Origin of the sequence: Luteococcus sp. (genome assembly GCF_043424415.1) — a bacterium.
GTDB lineage: Bacteria > Actinomycetota > Actinomycetes > Propionibacteriales > Propionibacteriaceae > Luteococcus.
Map to the genome: position 1 here is coordinate 25,730 of NZ_JBHWOO010000021.1, position 20,162 is coordinate 45,891.

General features: G+C 68.1%; 19 protein-coding genes. 4 read left to right on the top strand and 15 right to left on the bottom strand.

What is annotated here, in order from left to right:
* The first annotated feature begins 493 nt into the window (after window positions 1-493).
* Together ACHFFZ_RS01035 and ACHFFZ_RS01040 are read left to right on the top strand one after the other, a co-directional pair.
* Complete coding sequence (locus tag ACHFFZ_RS01035; protein WP_394274807.1) at window positions 494-691, top strand: hypothetical protein; 198 nt, start codon at window positions 494-496, stop codon at window positions 689-691.
* A gap of 83 nt (window positions 692-774) precedes the next feature.
* Complete coding sequence (locus ACHFFZ_RS01040) at window positions 775-987, top strand: hypothetical protein (protein WP_394274808.1); 213 nt, start codon at window positions 775-777, stop codon at window positions 985-987.
* Window positions 988-1,027: 40 nt separating this feature from the next.
* On the opposite strand, the gene ACHFFZ_RS01045 is transcribed toward ACHFFZ_RS01040, so the two are convergent.
* Window positions 1,028-1,786 carry a metal-dependent hydrolase gene (locus tag ACHFFZ_RS01045; protein ID WP_394274809.1) on the bottom strand — a complete coding sequence of 253 codons (759 nt, stop codon included), beginning with the start codon at window positions 1,784-1,786 and terminating at the stop codon, window positions 1,028-1,030.
* A gap of 91 nt (window positions 1,787-1,877) precedes the next feature.
* Window positions 1,878-3,845, bottom strand: a complete 1,968-nt coding sequence (locus ACHFFZ_RS01050; RefSeq protein ID WP_394274810.1) for a primosomal protein N' — start codon at window positions 3,843-3,845, stop codon at window positions 1,878-1,880.
* A gap of 61 nt (window positions 3,846-3,906) precedes the next feature.
* On the opposite strand from ACHFFZ_RS01050, the gene ACHFFZ_RS01055 reads away from it, so the two are divergent.
* Window positions 3,907-5,160 carry a threonine/serine exporter ThrE family protein gene (locus ACHFFZ_RS01055; RefSeq protein ID WP_394274811.1) on the top strand — a complete coding sequence of 418 codons (1,254 nt, stop codon included), beginning with the start codon at window positions 3,907-3,909 and terminating at the stop codon, window positions 5,158-5,160.
* Window positions 5,161-5,268: 108 nt separating this feature from the next.
* Here the strand turns inward: ACHFFZ_RS01055 and metK are convergent, their stop codons facing one another.
* The 11 genes from metK to efp form a co-directional block, all read right to left on the bottom strand.
* A complete protein-coding gene (gene metK, locus ACHFFZ_RS01060) occupies window positions 5,269-6,456 on the bottom strand; it encodes a methionine adenosyltransferase (RefSeq protein WP_394274812.1) in 1,188 nt (395 codons plus the stop codon).
* Window positions 6,457-6,603: 147 nt separating this feature from the next.
* Window positions 6,604-7,881, bottom strand: a complete 1,278-nt coding sequence (gene coaBC, locus ACHFFZ_RS01065; protein WP_394274813.1) for a bifunctional phosphopantothenoylcysteine decarboxylase/phosphopantothenate--cysteine ligase CoaBC — start codon at window positions 7,879-7,881, stop codon at window positions 6,604-6,606.
* A gap of 16 nt (window positions 7,882-7,897) precedes the next feature.
* Complete coding sequence (gene rpoZ / locus ACHFFZ_RS01070) at window positions 7,898-8,248, bottom strand: DNA-directed RNA polymerase subunit omega (protein WP_394274814.1); 351 nt, start codon at window positions 8,246-8,248, stop codon at window positions 7,898-7,900.
* A gap of 60 nt (window positions 8,249-8,308) precedes the next feature.
* Window positions 8,309-8,893 carry a guanylate kinase gene (gene gmk, locus ACHFFZ_RS01075; protein WP_394274815.1) on the bottom strand — a complete coding sequence of 195 codons (585 nt, stop codon included), beginning with the start codon at window positions 8,891-8,893 and terminating at the stop codon, window positions 8,309-8,311.
* Window positions 8,890-9,201, bottom strand: a complete 312-nt coding sequence (gene mihF / locus ACHFFZ_RS01080; RefSeq protein ID WP_394274816.1) for an integration host factor, actinobacterial type — start codon at window positions 9,199-9,201, stop codon at window positions 8,890-8,892. The genes gmk and mihF overlap by 4 nt, the downstream gene beginning before the upstream one ends.
* Before the next feature lie 134 nt (window positions 9,202-9,335).
* Window positions 9,336-10,139, bottom strand: a complete 804-nt coding sequence (pyrF, locus tag ACHFFZ_RS01085; RefSeq protein ID WP_394274817.1) for an orotidine-5'-phosphate decarboxylase — start codon at window positions 10,137-10,139, stop codon at window positions 9,336-9,338.
* A gap of 17 nt (window positions 10,140-10,156) precedes the next feature.
* A complete protein-coding gene (locus tag ACHFFZ_RS01090; protein ID WP_394274818.1) occupies window positions 10,157-11,239 on the bottom strand; it encodes a quinone-dependent dihydroorotate dehydrogenase in 1,083 nt (360 codons plus the stop codon).
* Window positions 11,236-14,571 (bottom strand): carbamoyl-phosphate synthase large subunit, encoded by a 3,336-nt coding sequence (gene carB, locus ACHFFZ_RS01095; protein ID WP_394274819.1) that lies wholly within the window; start codon window positions 14,569-14,571, stop codon window positions 11,236-11,238. Before carB ends, ACHFFZ_RS01090 begins: the two co-directional genes overlap by 4 nt.
* 4 nt (window positions 14,572-14,575) lie before the next feature.
* Window positions 14,576-15,742, bottom strand: coding sequence for a glutamine-hydrolyzing carbamoyl-phosphate synthase small subunit (gene carA / locus ACHFFZ_RS01100; RefSeq protein ID WP_394274820.1), 1,167 nt, complete (start codon window positions 15,740-15,742; stop codon window positions 14,576-14,578).
* 181 nt (window positions 15,743-15,923) lie between these two features.
* Window positions 15,924-16,430: a transcription antitermination factor NusB gene (nusB, locus tag ACHFFZ_RS01105; protein WP_394274821.1), complete on the bottom strand. Its 507-nt coding sequence runs from the start codon at window positions 16,428-16,430 to the stop codon at window positions 15,924-15,926.
* Window positions 16,430-16,993: an elongation factor P gene (gene efp / locus ACHFFZ_RS01110; protein ID WP_394274822.1), complete on the bottom strand. Its 564-nt coding sequence runs from the start codon at window positions 16,991-16,993 to the stop codon at window positions 16,430-16,432. Before efp ends, nusB begins: the two co-directional genes overlap by 1 nt.
* Before the next feature lie 198 nt (window positions 16,994-17,191).
* On the opposite strand from efp, the gene ACHFFZ_RS01115 reads away from it, so the two are divergent.
* Window positions 17,192-17,806: a pirin family protein gene (locus tag ACHFFZ_RS01115; protein WP_394274823.1), complete on the top strand. Its 615-nt coding sequence runs from the start codon at window positions 17,192-17,194 to the stop codon at window positions 17,804-17,806.
* 30 nt (window positions 17,807-17,836) lie between these two features.
* Here ACHFFZ_RS01115 and ACHFFZ_RS01120 read toward each other — a convergent pair whose 3' ends face one another.
* Window positions 17,837-18,211, bottom strand: coding sequence for a hypothetical protein (locus ACHFFZ_RS01120; protein ID WP_394274824.1), 375 nt, complete (start codon window positions 18,209-18,211; stop codon window positions 17,837-17,839).
* 540 nt (window positions 18,212-18,751) lie between these two features.
* Complete coding sequence (locus ACHFFZ_RS01125; RefSeq protein WP_394274825.1) at window positions 18,752-19,999, bottom strand: DUF2326 domain-containing protein; 1,248 nt, start codon at window positions 19,997-19,999, stop codon at window positions 18,752-18,754.
* Window positions 20,000-20,162: the final 163 nt, after the last annotated feature.

A 20,162-nucleotide genomic window follows, 5' to 3' on the forward strand; every position in this document is an offset into this window, starting at 1 on the left:
CTCCCCGAGTGACTGATTCGATACTTCATTCTATCGAACATGTGATCGAAAACAAGTGTTTGGGGAAACCTTCGGCGTGCGATCCGAATGGCAAGCGCGCTCACGCAGGTACTGCAGGAAGAGCTGGTGAACGGAACCGCCCCGCCGTCCGCCCTTTCATCGCGCGACAGCTGCGTGAGCATCCTCAACAAAGGCTTCGGCTGGTGGCCGGAGCCGCGGTGGGATGGCCCGATGCTGGAGCTGCCGGGGCGGCGCCACCTGGTCTTCTCTGGGCCACCGGGAGACCTGCGTCAGTGGCCCGGATGCGATGAGCTTGGCAGTTCAGGGCAGTCGGCGTCTCTGATGTGGCCCTCAGATCGCAGCTGGGTTCTTGCCACGGAGATCGATTGGGACTTCACCCTGCTCGCATCCTCTGCGCGCGTGCGTTCATGGCCGAGTTCGCCAAGTTCACCGCCGAAGATCAGTGCACTGAGGGGTCGCTGAGGCACTGACGGTGGCCCGGCTTCCTGGGCTCCAGCAGCGGGGAGCCCGCCATGTGTGCTTCTTCGCCAACACCCGCAACCGGGCTTCGCTCGCCCTCCACGCACGGATCGGATTCCGCGAGATCACCCGCGACTTCACGATCCCCACAGTGAGCTTCGCCGGTGGTGAAGGAGTGCTGGCCCAGTGGGATGCCGCATGTCGTGCGTGACACCTTCCGTACCTCCAAGACCACGGCGGCAGCCCCCTTCATGCTGCGATACCGAAGATCCCCAAGGACGAGGAGGCCCAAAGATGAGCCCGTTCAACCGCTCCGCCAGCCTGGTGCTGTCCGTCATCGGTCTGCTCGCCTGTTGGCGTCTGGCCTTCCACTGGTTCCCGGAAGAGCTTGACCGCGCCGGTTGGACCCCGACGGCCGTCACCCAACTTGTCGGTCTGGTCGTTCTTGCCGCACTCATGGTCGTCGGTCCCATCCGACGAGCCCTGCGGCGCACAGCTGCCGCCTGACCGGAAGGGCCACACCCTCCAGCCAGGCTCGAGGTCCTCGTCAGCGCGTGAAGGCTGCCCGCAGGTCCCGTCCGGTGTGACGCCAGGACTCGACCGAGCTCACCACGTCGACCCAGGTCACGCCAGCCCTCAGCAGGACGAGCCAGGTGAGCCCGGCGCACAGCGACCACCACACCGGCCCGTTCTCCATGAAGTGGTCGGTGGACAGGTTCGCCAGCCGGAAACGCTTGCGACTGACCGGCCACAGCCACGGGCAGCCCTGACGGGTCAACGCGTCGGTGGGGACGATGGCGTGCGAGAAGGCACCGACGCCGACACCCCAGGTCAGGGCCTGCCACGGGAAGGTCGCGGTACGCCCCGAGTCGATCAGCCAGACGACCCCCGCGAGACACATCAGCGTGTGGGCCACGGCGCTGGACTTGCGGAAGCGAATGTGCAGCGCCGCCGATCCGATGGCCAGCACGAAGGCGGCCCAGAGCGTCGCCGGCCAGCCACCCAGGCCCACGAGCCACCAGCTCAACGCTGTGAACACCACCACCCCGAGGATGCTGTGGGTGCCGTTGCGGTGGCCACCCGAGATCGCGGCGACGACGACCGTGACGGCCTTGCTCACCGGGCCCAGGCTGCGCGCGACGGTGGCGTGGCGGTGGTCGAGGTCGGGCAGCATCGCTCCCCCGGCCGCGCCCACCACCGCCAGGCAGGTGCCCGTGGTGGTGTCGGGCATGCCCAAGGGTGTGAACAGGGGTTGCAGTGCCAAGGTCATGACGACCCCGGCCAGGGCGTGGGTGCGACCCATCATGCGGGTGGGATCCCTTCAAGGGCAGGCGAACAGAAGCGGCGAACCTATCGCACAGGTGTTCGATCGGCCAAGTCCACAGCTCTGGCCGGGATCAGGCCAGACGCGACGGGTCCACCCGGACCCGCAGCGCACCGGCAGACTTCTTGGCCGAGCGCACCCCCAGCGCCGCCCGGGCCGCCCGGACCAGCTCCCGGCCACTGGCCAGCGGCGTGCGCAGCGTCAGCCGGTCCAGCGGCTCCTCGCTGGCAGCCGACGGCGGCAGGGGCACCGGGCCCAGCACGTCGACCACCTCGGGCAGCTCCGCCACCTGCACGAAGTCACGCAGCGCCTCGGAGCTGCCCTCCACGGTGAGGAACTTCACGGCCGGCGGCAGCCGCGCCTCACGCCGGTCGGCGAGCTCGCGGGCGGCAAAGCCCGCCGGGTCGACGCGCACCAGCGCCTGGATGGTGCGGTCCTCGCTCGGCCCGACGACGGCCACAGTCCCGCCCTGGTCGCCGCCGCGCACCAGGCCGAGCACGTTCAGCCAGCGCCGCAGTGCCTCCTCGCTGGCCCGCAGGTCGGGGCGCTGGAGCAACATCGTGGTGTCCAGCAGCACCGCCGCCGCATAGCCCAGCTCGGCCACCGGTTCGGCTCCGGGGGTGGCGACGACCAGAGCTGACTCGCCCGCCACCCTGGCGCGCACGTGGTCGCCCGAGGAGTCGACGACGGACACTCCGGGGAAGGAACGGCCCAGTTCCTCGGTGGTGCGCACCGACCCGACGACGGGGGCCCGTAGCCGGTCGTCGCCGCAGGTCTGGCAGCGCCAGCCCACCACCAGCCGACCACACCAGCCGCAGGAGAGCTGGCGTTGTCCGTCGCTCCGTCTACCCTGCACGGGCCCCTGGCAGTGGGGGCAGCGCACGGGGGTGCGGCAGGTCTGGCAGCTCAGTGTCACCAGGTAACCGCTGCGGGGCACCTGCACCAGCACCGGCCCCTGGGCCAGGCCCGCACGGATCGTCTGGAAGACCAGGTTCGGCAGGCGGATGCTCGCCGCCAGCGGGTCTCGTTCCAGGGCCTGGTCGCTGTCCCCGGCCACCCGCACCGCCGGTGCGGTACGTCGCGCCACCGCGGTCGGCATCTCGATTGGCGCCAACCAGCCGCGTTCCACCCACTGCTGTGCCTCGGCGCTGCGGCCCCGGGCGGCAAAGAGCAGTGCGGTGCGCTCCTGGGTGGCACGAATCGCGGCGACGTCGCGGACGTGGAAGTACGGTGCGCGCGGCTCGGACCACAGGTCGTCCCCGTCGTCCCACAGCGCCACCAGCCCCAGATCGTGCACCGGGGCGAAGGCCGCGGCCCGGGTGCCGATGACGACCCTCGCACTCCCCCGCGCCACGGCCAGGTAGTTGCGATAGCGGGCCGAGGGCCCCATCTCGGCATGCAGCAGCGCGATGGCACCGGCCCCCACCACGGGCACCAGCCGAGCCTGCAGCGCCTCCAGGTCCTTGACGTCTGGGACGAGCAGCAGCGCCCCCTTGCCGGCACGCAGCGCGGCGACGCAAGCCTGCACCAGTCCCTGGAAGGGGTCGACGGCCGCGCTCGGGGCCACCTGCCAGAAGGCGCGCACCGGCTCGCCGGCGGCAACCCGGTCGAGGAAGTCGGTGCCGTGCTCGTGCAGCGGCAGCGGGCCCTCGACGTCATCGGGCAGCGTCGGCTCCGGCCACGGCTTGGGGTTGGCCTTCTCTGTGGCGGCGTGACGCGGCGGCACGGCCAGACGCACCACGTCGCTGAAGGAGCCTGCGCAGTGGGCGGCGACGGCCCGCACCAGCTCCACCTGCTGGGGCAGCAGCACCGGCTCGGCGCTGACCACCTTCTCCAGGCGGGCCAGCTTCACCCCGGCATCACTGCTGGCGAGACGTTCGATGACGAAACCGTCGACCATCCGTCCGGCGAAACGCGCACGGATCCTCGTACCCGGCACCGCCTGGTCGGCCAGGGCCTCTGGCACCTCGTAGTCGAAGAAGCGGTCCAGGTGGGCCAAGGGCACGTCGAGTGCGCAGCGGGCCACCGGGAGATCAGTCACGTCCCCGATGGTAGGGGCTGCCACCGACAAGCCGGGCCATCCGCGGCACTAGGGTGTTCGCGTGATCCCCGACCAGGCCCTCGAGGCCACCTCCATGCGACGCCTGCTGGCCTATGTCGGAGCCTCCCTCATCGCAGGAGGCGCCACCGTCACCGATGCCGAGAACGAGGTGCGACGCCTCGGCACCCACCTGGGCCACCCGGACGTCCAGGTCTCCGCCCACCCCACCGCCCTCACGCTGTCCCTGGCTTCCGGTGAGCCCTCGACGGTGGAGCGCATCAGCAGCGGCCTGCGGCTCGACCAGTCGCTGACCGTCGGAGAGGTGCGCCGCGACCTGATGTCCGACCGGATCACCATCGCGCAGGCGGTCCTGGCGCTGGGTGACGCCCGACGCATCCCGCACCGCTACGGCCGGGCCGGCTTCTACGGCGGCCTGGTGCTGGTGAGCATGGGCATCTGCCTGATCATGCAACCGGTGGTCGCCAATGTGCTGCTGGCCGGGCTGTGTTCGTTGATGGTCAGCGCCCTGATGCGCGGCTCGACACGCCACGCCCTGCTCGGGGCGCTGCTGCCCACCGTCGCCGCCTTCGTCGTCTCGCTGGTGGTGCTGGGATCGGCCCGGATGGGGATCATCGACGGCCCGCTGCGCACCCTGATCTGCCCGATCGCCGTGCTGCTGCCCGGGGCGCTGTTGAGCACGGGCATCGCCGAGCTGGCCACTGGCTCGATGGTCTCGGGCACCGCCCGCTTCTTCCAGGGCATCGTGCAGCTGCTGCTGTTCTGCCTGGGCGTGCTCGCGGCCGGGCTGGTGGTGCAGATGCCCACCAGCACCCTGACCAATACCCGGCTGGACGGTCTGGGCTGGTGGGCCTATGTGGTGGGCCTGGCCTTCATCGCGCTGGGCATCACGTTGAGTGAGTCGGTGCCCTGGAACCTGTTCGGCTGGACCTCGCTGGTGCTGGTGGCCACCTTCCTCACCCAGACCACCGGCCAGTACTACGGCCACTCCCTGCCGGTGGGGGCCTTCTTCGGGGCGGTGGTCGCGAGCTTCCTGTCGACGCTGGTGGAGGCCACCCGCGCCAATGTGCCGCGCCTGATCACCTTCCTGCCCAGCTTCTGGCTGCTGGTGCCCGGCACGCTCGGCCTGATGGGGATCACAACGGTCGGCCTGGGCACCGGCCAGGCGGCCGCCGTCTACGACGTCCTGGGCCTGGTCACGTCGATCGCGCTGGGTCTGCTGGTCGGCTCGGCGCTGGCCCTGCCCTACAAGCGGATCGCGCGACGGATGCACCACCTCGGGATGCTGCGTCGCTGAGCTGCCCAGACCCACGCTGGTTCGAACACAGGTGTGGGCGTGGAGTCCTCCAGACGGAGGAGTCCACGCCCACGATGCGTCAGGGCACCGGCGATGAGCCGGACGGGCTCAGCGCAGGGCGAGCTTCAGGGCGTCGACACGGTCGAGCTTCTCCCAGTTCATGCCGGGCAGCTGACGGCCGAAGTGGCCGTAGGCGGTGAAGTCGGAGTAGGTCACGTCGAGCAGTCCGAGGTCGCGCACGATCGCGGCGGGACGCAGGTCGAAGACCTCCAGCACGGCGTCGCGGATCTGGGCTTCACTGGCCTTGCCGGTGCCGAAGGTGTCGACGTAGAAGCCCACCGGGGCGGCCTTGCCGATCGCATAGGCCACCTGCACCTCGCAACGCTCGGCCAGGCCGGCCGCCACCACGTTCTTGGCCACCCAGCGCAGCGCGTACGCGGCCGAGCGGTCCACCTTCGACGGGTCCTTGCCGCTGAAGGCACCGCCTCCGTGACGGGCCATGCCGCCATAGGTGTCGACGATGATCTTGCGACCGGTCACGCCCGCATCACCCATCAGGCCACCGATGACGAACTTGCCGGTCGGGTTGATGAAGGTCTTCATGCCCTCGGTGCGCAGGTCATAGCCCTCCAGCACGGGGCCGATGACGTGGCGCTGCAGGTCGGGGGCGATGGTCCTGTCGATGCTGATGCCGTCGGCATGCTGGGTGGACACGACGATCGCGTCGACACCGACCGGCTTGCCGGCATCGTCGTACTCGATGGTCACCTGGGTCTTGCCGTCGGGGCGCAGGTAGTCCAGCACGCCCTGCTTGCGCACGGCTGTCAGCCGCTCGGACAGGCGATGGGCCAAGTCGATGGGCAGCGGCATGAGGCTCTCGGTCTCATTGCACGCGTAGCCGAACATCAGGCCCTGGTCGCCGGCGCCCTGCAGGTCGAGCGCATCGCCCGAACCCTCACGCTTCTCGAAGGCATGGTCGACGCCCTGGGCGATGTCGGGGCTCTGCGAGCCGATGGCGACGCTGACGCCGCAGGAGCGGCCGTCGAAGCCCTTGTCGGAGGAGTCATAGCCGATGTCAAGGACGGTCTTGCGGGCCAGGCCGGAGATGTCGGCATAGGCCTCGGTGGTGACCTCGCCGGCCACCACCACCAGTCCGGTGGTGACGAGGGTCTCGACCGCGACGCGGGCGCCCTTGTCCTGGGCCAGCATGGCGTCGAGGACGGCATCGCTGATCGCGTCGGCCACCTTGTCGGGATGGCCTTCGGTGACCGATTCCGAGGTGAAGAGCCTGCTCATGGGATTCTCCATTCTGTCCGGGCGACAAGCCCGGCGCGTGACGTGTGATGCGTCGGGCCACATGCCCGACCACGGCCCCCTGGCGTGCGGGGCACCTCCACCCTAACGCGAGGTCCTGACAGGACGACCTGACAGTCCAGGCCCGGCTCAGTCGCGCGCGGCCAGGCTTCGCCGGATGGCCTCGACGATGACGGCGGCGGCCTCGGCCTTGGTCCCTTCGGCCTGCGCCACCGCACCCGCGGAGTCGATCACGACCACACGGGTGCTCGGCAGGCCGAAGACCTTGCCTCCCGAGACATCGTTGAGCACCAGCAGGTCGCACCCCTTGCGGGCCAGCTTGTGACGGCCCAGCTCCAGCAGTTCTTCAGCCTCCGGGGCGGTCTCGGCGGCGAAACCGACGATCACCTGGCCCTTGCGTGTGGCGTCCTCGGTCCTGGTCGTGACCAGCGAGCGCAACACGTCGGTCGTCTGCACCAGGTGCAGCTCGGGGGCGCCGTCGCCGTCCTTCTTGATCTTACCCTCGCTGACGCTGGCCGGCGTGAAGTCGGCCGGTGCGGCAGCCATCACCACGGCATCGGCGTCGGCGGCGGCGCGCTGCATCGCCGCGTGCAGGTCCTCGGTGGAAACGACGCGGGTGACGGTGACGCCAGAGGGAGGCTCGGCCTGCATGTTGGCTGCGACCAGCTCCACCTCGGCGCCACGCAGGCTGGCCTCGCGGGCGATGGCCACGCCCATCAGGCCGCTGGAGGAGTTGCCGAGGAAGCGCACCGGGTCGAGGGCCTCGTGGGTGCCACCGGCCGAGACGACGACACGTCGCCCGGCAAGGTCCTGGGCTGCGATGCGGGCGGTGGCCTCGTGGCCTCCTGCCAACAGTTGCAGGCAGATCGCGGCGATCTCGGCGGGCTCCGGGAGCCGTCCGGGCCCCGTGTCGGCGCCGGTGAGTCGTCCGGCGGCGGGGTCCTTCACCACAACGCCACGGCGACGCAGGGTGGCGACATTCTCGACGGTCGCCGGATGCTGCCACATCTCGGTGTGCATCGCGGGGAACATTGCGACGGGCCCGTGCGCGGTCAGCAACACATTGGTGAGCAGGTCATCGGCCCGGCCGGTCGCGGCACGCGAGAGCAGGTCCGCGGTGGCGGGGACGACGGCCACCAGGTCGGCGGTCTGACCCAGCCGCACGTGCGGGACCTCGGTGATGTCGCTCCACACGTCGGTGTTCACACGCTTGCCACTGAGCGCCTCCCAGGCGGCGGCGCCGACGAATTTCAGTGCATTCGCGGTGGGCACGACGGTGACGTCACAGCCGGCCTCGCGCAGGCGCCGCACGACCTCGCAGGCCTTGTACGCAGCGATGCCACCGGCCACCCCGAGGACGACCCGGGGGGCGGTGGCACCGCTGGCGTCGGACGTGGTGTCAGACATGGTCGTGGCCGATCCGTCAGGCGGGATCGATCTCGCCGAAGGGGTCGCCAATCAGGGCGAAGTCGGGATCGACCTCGGCCTCTGCCTCGGCGCGAGCAGCAGCCTCCGCCTCGGGATCGATCTCCTTGCACTCCAGCACGTCGGCCTGGATCTCGCGCATGGCGATGGACAGCGGCTTCTCCTGCACGCCGGTCTCCACCAGGGGGCCGACGTTCTCGAGCAGGCCCTCGCCGAGCTGCGAGTAGTAGGCATTGATCTGACGGGCGCGCTTGGCCGCGAAGAGCACCAGGCGGTACTTCGAGTCGACCTTGTCGAGCAGTTCGTCGACAGGCGGGTTGGTGACGCCCTCGGGGATGTTTGTGGTCAAGGTGAGCCTTCGTTCTTGTCCGGGTGTGTGACGGCAGTGGCCGCCGAGCGTGACCTGAGGTCACAAGCCCAGCAAGCCTACCAAATCTTCCACCGTTTGATCGATCTCACGGTTCACCACGACGTGGTCAAACTCGTTCATCCGCGCCAGTTCCTCCTTGGCGGTGACCAGGCGGCGCTCCTGCTGCTCGGGCGTCTCGGTCCCCCGGCCCACGAGGCGGCGCACCAGTTCGTCCCAGCTGGGCGGTTCCAGGAAGATGTGCTGGGCATCGGGATAGCTCTGCCGCACCTGGCGGGCGCCCTGCAGGTCGATCTCCAGGACGACGGCCTCGCCCCGGGCCACAGCCTCGTCGACCGGGCGGCGCAGCGTGCCGTAGCGGTGTCGGCCGTGCACCACGGCCCACTCCAGCAGCCCCCGGTTGGCGACCAGTTCGTCGAAGGCCTCTTCGGTGAGGAAGTGGTAGTGGACCCCGTCGATCTCCCCCGGGCGAGGAGGACGCGTGGTCGCCGAGGTGGAGACGTAGACACCGGGATGCAGCTGCTTGAGGCGCGCCACCACGGTGCCCTTGCCGACAGCGGTCGGGCCGCTGATGACGCTCACCCTGGGGGCTCGGACCCCCAGGGTGGACTCCGTGCGCTGCGTCACTCGAACTCGGCCTTGAGACCCGCCACCTGGTGGCGGCCCAGCCCGCGCACGCGGCGGTTGCTGGCGATCTCGAGTCGTTCCATGATCTCGCCGGCGCGCTTGTCGCCGACGCGCGGCAGTGCCTTGAGCAGGTCGACGACCTTCACGTGGGCCAGCACGTCGTCCTGGGCTGCGATGTCCAGGGCCTGTCCCAGGGTGAGGGTGCCGCTGCGCACCTTCTCCTTGAGGTCGGCACGGGCACGACGGGCCTGGGTGGCTGCCTCGCGCGCCGCCTGGAGCTGTTCGGGTGAGAGTGTGGGAATCGCCATCACGGGCCTCCAATCCTTGGTGCCGGGCACCCCGTTGCCTGGTCAATCCCCAAAATAGCGTGAGAAAGGGCTAGCCGCAGCCCCTTTCGACAGTCGAACGCTACTTTTTCACTCTCCCGTCCACGCAGCAGGCCTCAGCCGAGCAGCCGGTGCAGCTCGGCGCGCAGTCCCTGGTGCTCCGGCCCACCACGCATCACCTGGCGGCTGGCCGACGGGAGCAGCCGATCGGTGGCCTGTCCGAAGATCTCGCGCAGGCCCTCGATGGTGCCGCCCTGGGCCCCGATGCCGGGCACCAGCACCGAGCCGTTGAAGCAGCTCACGTCACAGCCGGGATCGGCGTGGGTGCCACCCACCACCAGGCCGATGGCGTACTGGCCCGACCGCTCGTTCTCGGCGGCGGCCGCGTCGACGATCGACTGCGAGACGCTGCCCCCGGCCGAAGTGGTGGACAACTGCACGTCACCACCCTCGGGATTGCTGGTGCGGGCCAGCACGTAGAGGCCACGTCCCGTCTCGTGGGCCAGGTCCATCGCGGGTCGCAGCGACTCGAAGCCCAGGTAGGGCGCCAGCGTGATGGCATCGGCCCGCAGCGGGGCGTCCTCGGCCAGATAGGCGCGGGCATAGCCGGCCATGGTCGAGCCGATGTCGCCGCGCTTGACGTCGAGGATGCTCAGGGCGCCAGCCTGCCGGATGTCGTCCAGGACCCTTTCCAGCACGGCGATGCCGGCCGAGCCGTGCACCTCGTAGAAGGCAGACTGCGGCTTGAAGACGGTCACTTCGGCACCCAGGGCCTCCACCATGGCGCGGGCACAGGTCTCGAGGCCCTTGACGTCGTCGACCAACCCCCACGCCTCGAGGATCTGCGGGTGCGGGTCGATGCCGATGCACAGTGCCCCGCGCTCGGCGGTGATGGCCTGCAGGCGCTCGAAGTAGTTCATGTCTGCCTCTCCGGGGCTCAGCCGAGCCGGTTGATGCCGCGCACCAGGGCGGGGCCGTGGTAGATGAACCCGGTGTAGAGCTGCACCAGGCTGGCGCCGGCGTCGAACATGGCCTGCGCGTCGGCGGGCGTCATGATGCCGCCAACCCCCATCACCGGCAGGTCGGTGGTCTCGGCGATGTGGCGCACCATCTCTCGGGAGCGCACGGTCAGCGGGGCTCCCGACAGCCCCCCGGCCTCGGTGGCCAGGCTGCGGTCCTGACCCACCAGTCCGTCGCGCGCCAGGGTGGTGTTGGTGGCGATCATGCCGCGCACCCCGGCCTCCACGCAGGTGGCGAGCACCTCGTCGAGGGCCTCAGTGGTGAGGTCGGGTGCCACCTTGACGAAGACCGGCACCTGGTCGGACGGGTCGAGCTCGCGGGTCTCGGCGACCAGTGCGGTGACCAGTTCGCGCAGTGCCTCGCCGTCCTGCAGGCTGCGAAGGCCCGGGGTGTTGGGGCTGGAGATGTTGATCGCGACGTAGTCGGCCTTGTCCGCGAGCAGGCGCAGGCTGGTGAGGTAGTCCTCGACCGCATCCTCCAGCGGGGTCACCTTGGTCTTTCCCAAGCTGATGCCGAGCGGGATGCCCAGGGCCCGGTTGCCGCGGCGCACGCCCCATCCGTCCAGGCGCTCGGCCAAGGCCGTGGCGCCCTCGTTGTTGAAGCCCATCCGGTTGACGATCCCGCGGGACTCGCGGGCGCGGAAGACGCGCGGCTTGGGGTTGCCCGGCTGACCGAAGGCGGTGACGGTGCCCAACTCGGCGAAGCCGAAGCCGAGGCCGGCCCAGGCACGGGCGGCGACGCCGTTCTTGTCCAGGCCAGCCGCGACGCCGACCCGTCCGGGGAAGTCGATCCCGGCCACCAGGGTGCTGGAGCGACGGGCCATGGCAGCCGTGCCCAGGCCGAGGACTGGCTGCGGCACGTGGCCGACCAGTCCGAGGGCCTGGATCATGTCCTCGTGGATCTTCTCGGCGTCCCCGCCGCGGGCGCGGAAGAGCGCGGGGCGCACCAGGTGCTGGTAACCAGCGAGCAGGCCCCGGGTCAGGGCCTCGGAGCCGGTCACTTGCCTGCCTCCAGGGCGGCCTCGACTTCGGCGGCCCATTCCTGCAACGAGCGCACGGCGATCTCGGAACGGCCCTCGTGCTGCTGCTGCATCACCTCGACGGCCTGGACGCAGGCTGCGAAGCCCTGGGCCGTGGTGATGCACACGGCGCCGTTGACCACGGCGGAGGCGCGGATCTCGTAGCCGTCGGCGCGCTCGGTGCCGGTGGGCTTGCCGGGTGTGTTGAACAGCGCGTGCACCTCGCCGCTGCGGATCAGGTCCACGATGGTGGGCTCGCCATTGGGGCCGCGTCCCTCGGAGAGCTTGCGCACGACCGTGGTCTCGACCCCCTGGCGGTTGAGCACCGTGGCGGTGCCGCCGGTGGCCAGGATCGTGAAGCCCATGTCGTGCAGCTTCTTGACCGGGAAGATCGAGTGCCGCTTGTCCTTGTTGGCCATGGAGACGAAGAAGGAGCCCGAGGTGGGCAGGTGGTGCCCGGCCGCGGCCAGTCCCTTGGCGAAGGACTCGCCGAAGGTGCCTGACAGGCCCATCACCTCGCCGGTGGAGCGCATCTCCGGGCCGAGGATGGTGTCGACATTGTGGCCGTCCGGGGTGCGGAAACGGTTGAAGGGCAGCACGGCCTCCTTGACGGCCATGGGGACGCCCGGCCAGGTGTGGGAGCCGTCCACCGTCTTGCGCAGGACGCCCTGCACGCGCAGTTCCGCGATGGTGGAGCCCATCATGATCATGGTCGCCGCCTTCGCCAGTTCCGTGGCGGTGGCCTTGGAGACGAAGGGGACGGTGCGGCTGGCCCGCGGATTGGCCTCCAGGACGTAGAGCACGTCCCCGGCCAAGGCGAACTGGATGTTGAGCAGGCCGCGCACGCCCACGCCGCGGGCGATGGCCTCGGTGGAGGTGCGGATCTGGTCGATGACCTCGCTGCCGAGCGTGATCGGCGGCAGGGCGCAGGCGGAGTCACCGGAGTGCACCCCGGCCTCCTCGATGTGCTCCATGACGCCGCCCAGGTAGAGCTCGGTCCCGTCGTAGAGGGCGTCGACGTCGATCTCCACCGCATCGAGCAGGAAGCGGTCCACCAGCACCGGGCTGGTGGCGCTGATCAGCGTGGAGCTGGCGATGTAGCGCTGCAGGCTGGTCTCGTCATAGACGGTCTCCATGCCGCGCCCGCCCAGCACATAGGAGGGGCGCACCAGCACCGGGTAGCCGATCTCCTCGGCGATGACCCGGGCCTGGTCGAAGCTGACGGCCATGCCGTGGGCGGGGGCGCGCAGGCCGGCATCGTGCAGCACTGCCTCGAAGGCGCCGCGCTCCTCGGCCAGGTGGATGGCCTCCGGGCTGGTGCCGACGATCGGCACCCCGGCGTCCTTGAGCTGCTGGGCGAGCTTGAGCGGGGTCTGCCCGCCCAGCTGCACGATGACGCCCACGACCGGACCGGCCTGGCACTCGGCGTGGTAGATCTCCAGCACGTCCTCGAGCGTGAGCGGTTCGAAGTAGAGCCGGTCGGAGGTGTCGTAGTCGGTGGAGACGGTCTCGGGATTGCAGTTGACCATGATCGACTCGTAGCCGGCGGCACTCAGCGCCATGGCGGCGTGCACGCAGGAGTAGTCGAACTCGATGCCCTGGCCGATGCGGTTCGGGCCGGAGCCGAGGATCAGCACCGCCTCCTTGGTGCGGGGCGCGATCTCGGTCTCCTCGTCATAGGACGAGTAGTGGTAGGGCGTTCGGGCGGCGAACTCGGCCGCACAGGTGTCGACGGTCTTGTAGACGGGGCGGATGCCCAGCGCCCAGCGCACGCCGCGCACCACGTCGGTGCCCATGTGGCGGGCCGACGCGATCTGGGCGTCGGAGAAGCCGTGGCGCTTGGCCAGGCGCAGCACGTCGGCGGTCAGCTCGGGGGCCTCGGCCACCTGGCGGGCGACCTCGACCAGCAACACGAGCTGGTCGACGAACCACGGGTCGATGCCGGTGATCTGGTGGACCTCCTCGGCGGTGGCACCGGCCATCAGGGCCTGGAAGACCTCGCCGGTGCGGCCGTCGTGGGGGCGCGCGATCAGCTCCAGCAGCTCCTCCTTGGAGCGCTCGGGCATGGTCAGCAGGAAGGGCGCCTTGGAGTCCTCCAGCGAGCGCAGCGCCTTGCCCAGCGCTTCGGTGAAGTTGCGGCCGATGGCCATCGCCTCGCCGACGCTCTTCATGTGGGTGGTGAGGGTGTCGTCGGCGCTGGGGAACTTCTCGAAGGCGAAGCGGGGCACCTTCACCACCACGTAGTCGAGGCTGGGCTCGAAACTCGCCGGCGTCTGCTCGGTGATGTCGTTGTCGATCTCGTCGAGGGTGTAGCCGACGGCGACCTTGGCGGCGATCTTGGCGATCGGGAAGCCGGTGGCCTTGGAGGCCAGGGCCGAGGAGCGCGAGACGCGCGGGTTCATCTCGATGACGACCATGCGGCCATTGGTCGGGTTGATGGCGAACTGGATGTTGCAGCCGCCCGTGTCGACGCCCACCTTGCGGATGACCTCGATCGAGACATCGCGCATGAACTGGTACTCGCGATCGGTCAGCGTCATGGCGGGGGCGACGGTGATCGAGTCGCCGGTGTGCACGCCCACCGGGTCGAAGTTCTCGATGGAGCAGACGATCACGACATTGTCGGCCTTGTCGCGCATCACCTCCAGCTCGTACTCCTTCCAGCCGAGGATGGACTCCTCGATGAGCACCTCCGTGGTGGGGCTCAGGTCGAGCCCGGTGCCGGCGATGCGGCGCAGCTCGTCCTCGTCGTGGGCGAAGCCGGAGCCGGCGCCACCCATGGTGAAGGAGGGACGCACCACGACCGGGTATCCGAGCTTGTCAGCGGCGGCCAGTACCTCGTCCATGGTGTGGCAGATCTCGGAACGTGCCACCTCGGCCACTCCCCCGCTCACCTCGAGCGAGGTGACGATGTCGTTGAACTTCTGGCGGTCCTCGCCGCGCTGGATCGCGTCGAAGCTGGCGCCGATCATCTCGACGCCGTACTTGTCCAGCACGCCGTTCTCGTGCAGCGCGACGGCGGCGTTGAGTGCGGTCTGCCCGCCCAGGGTCGGCAGGATCGCGTCGGGGCGCTCCTTGGCGATCACCTTCTCGACGTACTCGGGGGTGATGGGCTCCACATAGGTGGCATCGGCGAACTCGGGGTCGGTCATGATCGTGGCCGGGTTCGAGTTCACCAGGATCACCCGGTAGCCCTCCTCGCGCAGCACGCGGCAGGCCTGGGTTCCGGAGTAGTCGAACTCGGCCGCCTGGCCGATGACGATGGGACCGGACCCGATCACCAGGATCGAGGAGATGTCAGTGCGCTTCGGCATGTGGTCAGTTCTCCTGGTTCTTGTTGCTGCTCATGATCTGCACGAAGCGGTCGAAGAGGTAGTCGGCGTCGTGGGGGCCGGCGGCGGCTTCGGGGTGGTACTGGACGCTGAAGGCGACCAGTGGCCCCTCGGCGCCATCGCGGCGCAGTTCGAGGCCCTCGACGACATCGTCGTTGAGGCAGACGTGGCTGACGGTGGCACTGCCGAAGTCGGTGCTGGTGGCGCCGTCCTTCGGGGCGTCGACCGCGAAGCCGTGGTTGTGGGCGGTGATCTCCACCTTGCCGGTGGTGCGATCCATCACCGGCTGGTTGATTCCGCGGTGGCCGTACTTGAGCTTGTAGGTGCCGAAGCCCAGTGCACGGCCGAAGATCTGGTTGCCGAAGCAGATGCCGAAGTAGGGCAGCCGGGCAGCCAGCACCTCGCGCAATAGGGCGGTGGCGTGTTCGGCGGTGGCCGGGTCTCCGGGGCCGTTGGAGAAGAAGACGCCATTGGGCTGGATTGCCTGGATGTCGGCCAGGGTGCTCGTGGCGGGCATCACGTGCACCTCGATGCCGCGCTCGGCCATCCGTCGCGGGGTGTTCGACTTGATGCCCAGGTCGAGGGCGGCGACGGTGAAGCGCTTCTCGCCCTTGGCGGGCACCACGACGGTCTCGCGGGTGGTGACGTCGCCGACCAGGTCGGCGCCACTCATCTCGGGCTGGTCGAGCACCTGCTGACGCAGGGCCTCGGCGTCGAGCACCTCGGTGCTGATCGCCACGCGCATCGCGCCCCGCTCACGCAGGTGGCGGGTCAGGGCACGGGTGTCGATCTCGCTGATGCCGACGATGCCCTGCTTCACCAGTTCCTCATCGAGGCTGCGGCTGCTGCGCCAGTTGGAGGCCAACCGGGCGGGGTCGCGGGCCACATAGCCGGCCACCCAGATCTGCTCGGACTCGTCGTCCTCGTCATTCCAGCCGGTGTTGCCCACGTGCGGGGCGGTGGCGACGACCACCTGGCGGTGGTAACTCGGATCGGTGAGCGTCTCCTGGTAGCCACTCATCCCCGTGGAGAAGACCGCTTCACCAAAGGTGGTACCGGTGGCTCCGAAGGAAGTGCCGCGGAAACTGCGGCCATCCTCAAGAACCAGGATCGCCGGAACCGACGAATGGGAGCCGAACTGGGACGAGGTCATGGCCATCCTCCCCTGCCCGAGCCGGGCAAGGCCTAGCGGGTGAGTGGATCGGAGGAACACTATCAGCTCAGTACCGCCGCCCCCACCGCGTGAGCGTGCGCGGACGGGCTGGCTGCCCCGGACCACCGGTGCCCGCCAGGAATGGTTCGCGACGGGCACTGGTGGAGCGTGCTGGAAGGCGTCAGTGCTTGGTGCGCACCACCTGGGCCAGCAGCCCGTTGACGAAGCTCGCGGAGTCGTCGGTGGAGAACTCCGTGGCCAGGGCGACTGCCTCGGCGATGACCGCCTCGTCGGCGGTCTCGGAGTGGTCGATCTCCCACACGGCGATACGGCACAGGTTGCGGTCGACGCGGGGCATGCGCTCCATCGTCCACTCGGCGCTGCAGGCCTCGGCGATGCGCTGGTCCACCTCACCCATGTGCTCGTCGATGCCACGCACGATCTCCCGCGCGAACTCCCGCACCGCGGGATTGCCCACGACGATGTGCTCGTCGAGTGTCACCAGCAGGTCGCGGTCACGCAGCTCGGCCTCGAACAAGATGTCGAGGGCCTGTTTGCGTGCCTTGGTGCGGCTGCTGTGGCGCGGGTCGGGCACCACGGGAACGGGCTCGCGGCTGATCTTGAGCAGGTCGGGGCGCCCGGGCACGGGCTCCCCGACCAACTCCTCGTCCCTGGAGACTGGACTCATCAGTTGGACACGCGCGAGAGGTACTCGCCGGTGCGGGTGTCGACCTTGATCTTCTCGCCGGTGGTGATGAACAGCGGGACGTTGACCTGCTTGCCGGTCTCCAGGGTGGCGGGCTTGGTGCCACCGGTGGAGCGGTCACCCTGCAGGCCGGGCTCGGTGTAGGTGACCTCGAGCTCGACGCTGGCGGGCATGTCGATGTAGAGCGGGTTCTCCTCGTGGATGGCGACGGTCGCGACCGTGTTCTCCAGCAGGTAGTCCGCCGCCTCACCGACGACGGCAGCCGGGATGGTCATCTGCTCGTAGGAGGTGTTGTCCATGAAGACGAAGTCGTCGCCGTCCTTGTACAGGTACTGCATGTCACGACGGTCGACGGTGGCGGTGTCCACCTTGGTGTCGGAATTGAAGGTCTTGTCGACGACCTTGCCGCTCAGGACGTGCTTCAGCTTCGACCGCACGACGGTGTTGCCCTTGCCGGGCTTGTGGTGCTGGAACCAGGTGACCTGCCAGAGCTGGCCGTCCAGGTCGAGCACCATGCCATTCTTCAGATCATTGGTGGAGACCACGTACTTGCCTTTCGAAAGACCTCTGCCGAACTTCGGCAGGTCAGTCTAACCCACCCGGTCCCATCCCTGCCGCGGATGACGCACGGACCTGGGCGATGCGCGTGGAGATGGAGATCAGCGACGCGCACTCCACCCAGCTGGCCAGGGGGGCGATCCGCCGGGCCCTGCCCCGTCGGGACTTCGCACGGTAGGGCACTGGTGCTTCGCCGACCACATGGGCCCGCCGACGTCACCGAGGGTGCAAGCATCGACGTTGGCCCGCACCCGCACATCGGCCTGCAGACCGTCACCTGGTTGCTCGACGGCCAGGTGCTCCACCGAGACAGCCTCGGCTCGGAGCAGGTGGTGCGTCCCGGACAGCTCAACCTGATGACCTCTGGCGATGGCGTCACCCATTCGGAGGAGGCCACCGGCCACTATCGCGGACGCCTGGAGGGCATCCGACTGTGGGTGGCGCTGCCCGAACGAACCCGTCGTGGTGGCGCCGCCTTCGAGCACCTCACCGAACTGCCCCGGCTCGACCTGCGCGCCGACGGCCGCCAGACCGGGGAGGCGACCGTCCTGGTGGTGCTGGGCGGCGAGGTGCGCATCGAAACCATCGAGCCGGCCCGTCTGGTTCTGATCGGCGGTACCCCCATGCCCGAGCCGATCTCGATGTGGTGGAACTTCGTCGCCCGCAACCGCCAGGAGATCGACGAGGCCTATCGTGCCTGGCGCGACCGCGAGCGGGAGGGCCGCTTCGGCCAGGTGGACTCGCCACTGCCGACGATCGAGGCCCCCGCTCCCCCGTGGTGGCGCGCCGGCGAGGCCTGAGCCCTTCCCCGTGCCGCGGGGCGCCGTGGGTCAGGCGCGACGCCCGGCGTCCGGCGGCACGATGTCCGTGGCCGGGTCCGGGACCTCCTGCTGGATGCGGTCCTCCAGGGACTCGCTGCTGCGGGGCTCGTCGAAGACGATCTCCTCGTCGACGGGCACGACGCCAGCGACGCGGTGCTCGACGACCTCGTCGTCACTGATGCTGGCGCTGGCGGCATCGGCGCCGTCGTCCACCAGGTCCTGGGTGCCCAGGTCCTGGGCGGTCACCTCGCCGTAGGGACGGTTGGCGTCGGCCATCTCGTCGAGGTGCTCCGGGTCCTCGGTGCCGTCGAGGTCACGGTCCAGGTCGTCGATCTGGCCGTTCTCGTCGTGCAGCTCGGTCGCATCATTGTCCTTGATAGCCATACCTCCAGCCTGCCAGCCAGGCGCGGCCGAACCGAAGTGCTTTCGCTTCGGGCGATGGGTCCAGCGAGTCCCTGGAAGGGAAGACGACCACGCAGACATCACGAGGGCCCCGGCAGCTGCCGTGGCCCTCGTCGGTTGTGGACGCGGGTGGACTCAAACCGAACACCTGGCATCGGTTCGAACGGCTAAGTTCCGCTTGGAATCAGGCGAGAGTCAGCGTCTGCGAAGAGCCGGGAGCTGCCGCTGACGACGAACCAGGGGTGGTCGCGAACCCTAAGAGACGAGCTAGAACACCCCTGACGGAGAGCCAAGTGGACGCTATCCGAACTGCCCGCGCGAACGGCGAGAGCGTGGTTTCGATCTGTCGGCGATTCGAAGTGCATCGGATGACGGTGTGGACGCACACCAAGGACCTCGTGGCTCAAACTCGACCAGCACGCGGAACCTCAGAAGCAGGCCTAGTCGACACTTCTATTCTCCGGCCGGAATTGACGCTTTGAACCGCGAACCCGGCGGGTAGGTAGCTAGTGACGCTTCGCGTTACCACGACCGGAGTCTGAAGAGCCGACCTTCAGTTCCTTCGTCGTGAAGCCTAAGCACAATCTCGTCCTCGGAGAAGACTGGCGTGCCGTCGACGTCAGGGGGCATGTCGGTATCCATAAGCGTGACGATTTGCTGTATCCCAAGATTTGAGTATTCTCGCATCACATCAACAAGGTTTGACTTCTTGCGCTTATCCAGCGACTCGAACACCCCATCGTGGAACACAAATGCGGGGAAGCCTTTACCGAGGTGCGCCCTAAGCACTGCCAGGTCGAACGCAATGCACAGAAGCTTCTTATATGTGTGGCCCCGTTGCGCGCTCGTGGCATTTCCTGATTCATCAAGAATCTCGGCTTCGAACTCCGGATGATACTGCTGATTCAGCGAAACCGTGAGCAGTGCATTCTGATCAAGCACCTCCTCAATTATCTCGTCAAAGAGCAGACGGATAGTCCTATAAACGCTGTCGGTACCTGGACTGTTCTTCTCCTCGAACTCCCTTTCCAAGGCAGACTCTAAGTGCGTCTTCTCTTCAACAGCATCGCGGATCTCGGATCGTAGCCTTTGGAGGGTCTGGAGGTGCTCGCGTTGCCGGGTCAGGGAGATGACGTCGGAACGTAGCTCGACTAGTTCATCTGAGGCTTCCTTGTACTTGCGCACAACGTCGGTGTCGCTCAAGAAAGACAGAGTCTCGGATCTGCTTTTGCCGAGTCGATTGAGCTCTGTCCCGACTTCCTTGAGCCGAGACTCAACTTCCGCTTTCTCCTCTAGCAGGTAGCCACGACGCTCTTCAGTAATCGCAGCATTGAAGGCGATCAACTGTTCGTAGTCACGCTTAATCTGCCCGTCGAACAACACGCCAGCTTCCTCGAAGAGACGCGCGGCACGCTCCGGGTCAAACGCCATCTCGCCATCATCCAGGGAAGACAGTATCTTCTTCCTGTTGTACATAAGCGTGTATCGTTCGGCGTTTAGATCGGCGATTTCCTGATCGATTTGGTCGACAAGATCCTTGGTCTTTGCCTTGTCTTGGTCCCGAAAGTCAAAACTGTCAAGCTTCACCTGCTGCTTCTCTGCCTGCTGTCGCTTGAGCAGCAAAAGCCCTTCGATTCGACCAAGATCCTCAATGGAACCCCCGAGTTCGGACTGAATCGTCTTCTCATCCGCGCGAAGGGTATCGATCCGCGCCTCTCGCTCGTAGAAGTCAGAGATTAGCTGAGCGTCAAAACCTAGGATGTGAGCCACGTATGGCTTCCAATCCGCATGCACTGACGCGAATCGCTTGAGTTGAAACACGTCGGAATAATCGTCCTGAGTGCGCAGGAAGTAACCGAGGCCCTTACGGAAGTCCCAAGGACGAACAGCGCCTAGATCTAGAAGGCCGTCCAGAATCGCTTTGGATCACTAC